General features: G+C 63.1%; 4 protein-coding genes and 1 pseudogene. 3 read left to right on the top strand and 2 right to left on the bottom strand.

Annotated features, from left to right (window positions below):
• Positions 1 to 17 precede the first annotated feature (17 nt).
• The 3 genes from GEU01_RS17095 (at position 18) to GEU01_RS17085 (ending at position 4,769) form a co-directional block, all read left to right on the top strand.
• Entirely contained in the window at positions 18 to 1,553 is a 1,536-nt protein-coding gene (locus tag GEU01_RS17095; protein ID WP_019087048.1) for an MDR family MFS transporter, read from the top strand.
• Positions 1,554 to 1,558: 5 nt separating this feature from the next.
• Complete coding sequence (locus GEU01_RS17090; RefSeq protein ID WP_232272598.1) at positions 1,559 to 3,073, top strand: efflux transporter outer membrane subunit; 1,515 nt, start codon at positions 1,559 to 1,561, stop codon at positions 3,071 to 3,073.
• Between the two features lie 241 nt (positions 3,074 to 3,314).
• Positions 3,315 to 4,769: a glucoamylase family protein gene (locus GEU01_RS17085; RefSeq protein WP_373321406.1), complete on the top strand. Its 1,455-nt coding sequence runs from the start codon at positions 3,315 to 3,317 to the stop codon at positions 4,767 to 4,769.
• Between the two features lie 44 nt (positions 4,770 to 4,813).
• On the opposite strand, the pseudogene GEU01_RS17080 reads toward GEU01_RS17085, so the two are convergent.
• Both GEU01_RS17080 and GEU01_RS17075 read right to left on the bottom strand, forming a co-directional pair.
• Positions 4,814 to 5,194 (bottom strand): annotated as a pseudogene (locus tag GEU01_RS17080) (aldehyde dehydrogenase family protein); the annotation flags it as partial.
• A 55-nt stretch (positions 5,195 to 5,249) separates the two neighbouring features.
• The coding region (locus GEU01_RS17075) for a Tn3 family transposase (protein WP_019087044.1) at positions 5,250 to 5,771 on the bottom strand (522 nt) is incomplete at its 5' end.

Below are 5,771 nucleotides of genomic sequence, written 5' to 3'. Positions count from 1 at the left end.
CCCGCCGGTAACGGGTCGTGAGCACGCAGCCACCAGACGATAACAGCCCCGCCGCCATTCCGCAGAAAGCGGATGCAGCGGCATGGCTGGCGGTGGCGGCGGGCACCATTGGCGCGCTGATGGCGACGCTGGATACGTCCATCGTCAATTCGGCCCTGCCCACCATCCAGGGGGAAATCGGGGCGTCGAGCAGCGAGGGCACATGGGTCACCACGGCCTACCTCGTGGCTGAAATCGTCATGATCCCGCTGGCCGGATGGTTCGAGCGCATATTCAAGCTACGCAACTTCCTGCTGATCGCCGCCGTGCTGTTCACCATCTTTTCCATGTGGTGCGGGCTGTCGCCCAACCTCATGCACATGATCATCGGCCGCGTGGGACAGGGCTTTACCGGCGGGGCCATGATCCCCACCGCCATGACCATCGTGGCGACACGCCTGCCGCCGGCCCAGCGGCCGGTGGGCATTGCCCTGTTTGGCATGACCGCCGTGCTTGGCCCGGTGATCGGGCCGGTCATTGGCGGGTGGCTGACGGAAAACCTCAGCTGGCATTATGCCTTCTTCCTCAACCTGCCCATCAGTATCGGGCTGGGCATCCTGCTGTTTGTCGGCCTGCCTGCGGGTAAAATTGACTGGGGCGAATTCCGCAATACCGATTATTACGGACTGGCGGGGCTGGTACTGGGTCTGGGTGGGCTTACGGTGGTGCTGGAAGAAGGGCAGCGCGAGCGCTGGTTTGAATCCGACATGATCCGTGAACTCAGCATCATGTCCGCCATCGGCATGATCCTGCTGGTGATCGGGCAGTTCCGTTCACGCCAGCCGGTCATTCACCTGAAAATCCTGCTGCAGAAAAGTTTTTTCGGGGTGTTTGTCCTCAGCCTCGGGGTGGGGGGCGCGCTGTATGGCATCCTGTACCTGATCCCGCAGTTCCTCGCCGCCGTTCCCGACTACAATTCCGAACAGTCCGGTGTGGTGGCCGCCATAAGCGGCATTCCCACCCTGCTTATGCTGGCGGTGTTTCCCATTCTGGTGCGCAAGCTGGATATTCGCCTGGCCATCGCGTTCGGCATGTTCCTGTATGTGGTCAGCTGTTTCATGAACGCGCATCTGTCACCGGACAGCGCGGGGCCGCATTTCTTCTGGTCGCAGGTGGTGCGCGGGTTTGCGCAGTTCTTCTCGCTGCTGTTCCTCAATCAGGCGGCGACCAGCGCCGTGCCCATACAGTATGCGGAAGATGCGTCCGGGCTGTTCAACGCCGCGCGTAACCTTGGCGGTTCGTTCGGGCTGGCGGCGGTGGCGACACTGCATGACCGCAGGATGGACCTGCATACCGCCCGCATCGAGGAAACGGTCACCGCCAATTCCCCCCTGGGGCAGGAATTCGTGCAGCATTACGGGCTGGCGCGTCTCAGCGCGCTGATTACCCGGCAGGCGACCGTGATGACCTATGGCGACCTGTTCTGGATATTCGGCATCGCCCTTCTGGTAATGATGCCGCTTGTATTCCTTATCAAGCCAATGCCCAAAGATACCGGCATGACGGTGGGATGACAGACATGACCCCTTTCCTTCCCCTTCGTCACGCCCGCCGCCCTGCGGCCGGCGCGGCCCTGGCCATGGTGCTTGCGGCGTGTTCCGTAGGCCCCGATTACAAGGGACCGCCCCATGTCGCCCCCGTGGCCGAACACGCGGCCGCCTTCCACCGCGCCGATCCCGCGCTGACCACCACGCAGGCCCCGCTGTCGCACTGGTGGGAAGGGTTGGATGACCCGGTACTGACGGATCTGGTCACCACCGCGCTGCGCAACAGCCCCGACATGAAGCAGGCGGCGGCCCGGCTGCATACCGCGCGCGCGACCCAGCGCGAACGTTTTGCCGGGTTCTTCCCCGGTGGCGGCATGGCCGCGTTCTGGGACCGCACGCGCCTGCCGACGGGCGATATCACATCCGTCCTTGGCGGCAGCGGGCAGCCGGATGCCATGGCGCTGCCGCCCGCCATCAAGTCGGATTCCTATGGCGCGGGCTTTGACGCCAGCTGGGAAATCGACCCCTTTGGCGGCAACCGGCGCGGGTATGAGGGCGCGCGCGCGCAAAGCGAGGCCCAGATGGCGCAGCTGGCCGATACCCGGGTCCGGCTGGCGGCTGACGTGGGGCGCAATTACGTCAGCCTGCGCGGCGTGCAGCACCGGCTTGCGCTCATGCAGCGGACCATTGAAATTGAACGGAACATGCTGGACCTGACCCGCCAGCGCCGGATGCAGGGCACGGCATCGCAGGAAGATGTGGAACGCTTCCTGGGCCAGCTGTCACAGGTCCAGGCCGCCATTGCCCCGATGCAGGCGCAGCAGGCCAGCTATATGGACGCGCTGGCCACCCTGACCGGACGTGAGGCGGGACAGCTTGATGCACAACTGTCCGCACCCGTGCCCATTCCCCTGCCACCGGCGGTTGTGCCCGTGGGCAACCCCGCCGACCTGTTGCGCAGGCGGCCCGACATACGCGTGGCCGAACGTGACATTGCCGCCAACAATGCCCAGATCGGTCAGGCCATCGGACAGTATTTTCCCAAGATCAGCCTGTTCGGCACGGTTGGCTTCACCGCCGCCAACGGGCAGCGTTTCTTTTCAGGCGACAGCTTTTCCTACATGGGCGGGCCGACGCTGGAATGGAGCATCCTGAACTTCGCCCGCACCAATTCGCGCGTGGGCGAAGCCAGGGGCGGGCGCGACGCGGCCCTTGCGCATTACCAGGGGGTTGTCCTGTCCGCGCTGCAAGATGCGGAAGGCGCGCTGTCCCGCTTTGGCCACCAGCGCGAGTATGTGCTGAAACTGCAGGACGCGCGCGGGGCGTCGGACCGATCATGGATACTGGCCCGGCAGCGCCAGCGCGCGGGCACCCTGTCTGTCATTGACGCACTGGATGTGGAACGCCAGCGCGTCCAGATCGAACAGGAACAGGCACAGGCGCAGGCCAGCATGACCAATGACTATATTGCCGTGCAGAAGGCGCTTGGCCTTGGCTGGGAATCCCCTGCCCCGTCGGCTGCCGCAGTCCGGACGGCAGGGCGTTAAGCACGTTCCGTCCGGTTGCGTTGGTTACATTTCGCAATGAAACTTCCGCCCCCTTGCGCCTGCGTGGATATTGCCACCGTCCCGATCTGAATTCATAAGGGTTGAACGACCACGGGCGGGAGACTGAACTTTGCGATCTCGACCAGGGGGTGGGCACGCGCGTGCCTTCCTGTCAGCGCTGATCCTTGCCGTGTCCGTTCCCGGGCTGTGCGCATATGCCGTGGATGGTGTTGCAGGCAACGTGGCCGCAAGCCCGTCCGTTCCCCATGTGTCAACCAGTGCGGCGGATAATGCCCTTGTGGATGATCTGGAACGCCGGACCTTCCGCTGGTTCTGGGATGCGGGGGATGCAAGAACGGGGCTGGTTCCCGACCGTTATCCATCCCCCCAGACGTTGAGCAGCGTGGCCTCCATCGGCTTCGGGCTGACGGCCTACGGCATCGGGGCCAGCCGGGGCTATGTCACCCGCGCGCAGGCCGCGAACCGGACGCTGGCCACCCTGCATTACCTTATGGACGGACCGCAGAACGACACCGCCGACGGGGCGATGGGGTATCAGGGGTTTTACTACCATTTCCTCGGCAAGGGGACGGGCCTGCGGTTCAACCACGATATCGAACTGTCCAGCATCGACACCGCACTCCTGATGCAGGGCGTGCTGTTCGCCCAGTCCTATTATGACCGCCAGACACCGCGCGAAGCCGAGATCCGTAACCTGGCGGACCAGCTGTACAAACGCGTCAACTGGCAGTGGATGACCCGTCCCGACAACCGGCTGAGCATGGGATGGAGTCCCGAACACGCCTTCATCCCCAGCTACTGGGAAGGCTATAACGAGGGGATGATGGCCTACATCCTTGGCCTTGGTTCCCCCACCCATGCGCTGGCGCCCGCGTCGTGGCAGGCATGGCTGGCCACCAACAACCAGCGCTGGGGGGATTATTATGGCCAGACCTTCCTGAACTTCGCGCCCCTGTTCGGTCATCAGTATACCCATGCATGGATCGATTTCCGTGGCGTGCAGGACGCATGGGCGCGTGAAAAACAGATCGATTATTTTGAAAACAGCCGTCGTGCCGTCTATGCGCAGCGGGCCTATGCCATTGCCAACCCCGGCAAGTGGCAGGATTACAGTGCAACGATGTGGGGCCTGACCGCCTGTGACGGTCCCGGTGACATGACCCGGCAGATCAATGGGCAGTCACGGCATTTCCTGTCCTATTCCGCCCGTGGCGCGGGCCGCGACTACACGCAGGATGATGGCACCGTGGCCCCCACCGCCGCCGCCGGGTCCATTGCGTTCGCGCCTGAAATCGTGCTGCCGACGCTGCGGAACATGAAAAACCGGTACGGGCAGAACATCTACGGCCGGTATGGCTTCGTGGATGCGTTCAACCCCAGTTTCCGCAACGGGCAGGCCTTCTGGACCGATCGGGAATATCTGGGCATCGATCAGGGGCCGATCCTGCTCATGATCGAAAACTGGCGCAGCGGGCTGGTGTGGAACGTGATGAAGCGCAACCCCTATATCCGCGCGGGTCTGGAACGCGCGGGATTTGAAGGGGGGTGGCTGCCTGCCCCGACTGCCACCGCCACCGGGCGTGATACCCGAACGTCACAGCTTGCCCCGCCGTCCCCCACGGTGCCAGCCAGCGATGCCGCGCGGGGACCGGCAGCCCCGGCCAATCCGTCGTAATGTGTTTTTGAAAAAAGCTTCACCAGAAACTTCTTTCGACAGGTTTACGGACCGGCATCGATCGGCACGACGTCAATCAGCTTCTTGTTGACGAATTCCTGTATGCCCATGGATGACAGTTCGCGCCCGAACCCCGACCGCTTGACCCCGCCAAAGGGCAGGTCGGATGTCGTCCATGTGGGATGGTTGACATAGACCATGCCCGTCTCGATCTGTTCGGCCACCCGGATGCCGCGCGCCGTATCGGACGTGAAAACCGAACCACCCAGCCCGTACGGGTTGTCATTGGCCAGGGCGATGGCCTCCGCCTCGTCACGGACACGGAAGAACATGGCGACCGGGCCAAACAGTTCCTGATGAAAAACCGGGTTGTCGGGCGTGATATCGGTCAGGATGCTCGTCTGCACGAACGCGCCCCGGTTGAGGCCATCGTGTGGATGGTACGCTAAACAACGTTTGGCATGAACAATAAAGGAACGATCAGGCGGCACGAGCCTGTTTCGACAGATTGAGCGTCTTGCGGCCCGCAGAAGCTGCGGCTTTGTCCCAGAGGAAGTCTCCGGAAAAGGCGATGTGCTCCCATCCCACCGGGGAAGTATGCGCCAGCAGGTCCTCCGGGACGACCGCCGATGTTGAGCGCAGATGTGTGACGGCGGTTTGCAGATAGACTGTATTCCAGTAGACGATCGCCGCGATGACGAGATTGAGGCCCGACGCCCGGTATTGCTGGGCTTCATGGCTGCGGTCGATGATCCGTCCCTGGCGGAAGGTATGGATTGCCTGGGTCAGCACATGCCGCTGCTCGCTGTTGTTGAGCCCTGCCTGACATCTCTGCCGCAGATCAGGGGTTTCGAGCCAGTCGAGCATGAACAGAGTGCGCTCGATCTTGCCGATTTCCTGGAGTGCGACGTCGAGCCGATTCTGGCGCTCATAGGCAGCAAGCTTGCGCAACATCCTGGAGGGCGCGACATGCCCGGCCTTGATTGATCCGACAAGCCGCAG

It is taken from the genome of Komagataeibacter europaeus LMG 18890 (assembly GCF_000285295.1).
In the GTDB taxonomy this organism is placed as follows: Bacteria; Pseudomonadota; Alphaproteobacteria; order Acetobacterales; family Acetobacteraceae; genus Komagataeibacter; species Komagataeibacter europaeus.
The sequence above is the reverse complement of the archived record's forward strand: the minus strand, read 5'-3'. Positions and strand labels throughout refer to the sequence as shown.

Bases quoted from the DNA above. Each gene is read 5' to 3' on its own strand.
- GEU01_RS17090 (WP_232272598.1), top strand. From the start codon at position 1,559: ATGACCCCTTTCCTTCCCCTTCGTCACGCCCGCCGCCCTGCGGCCGGC.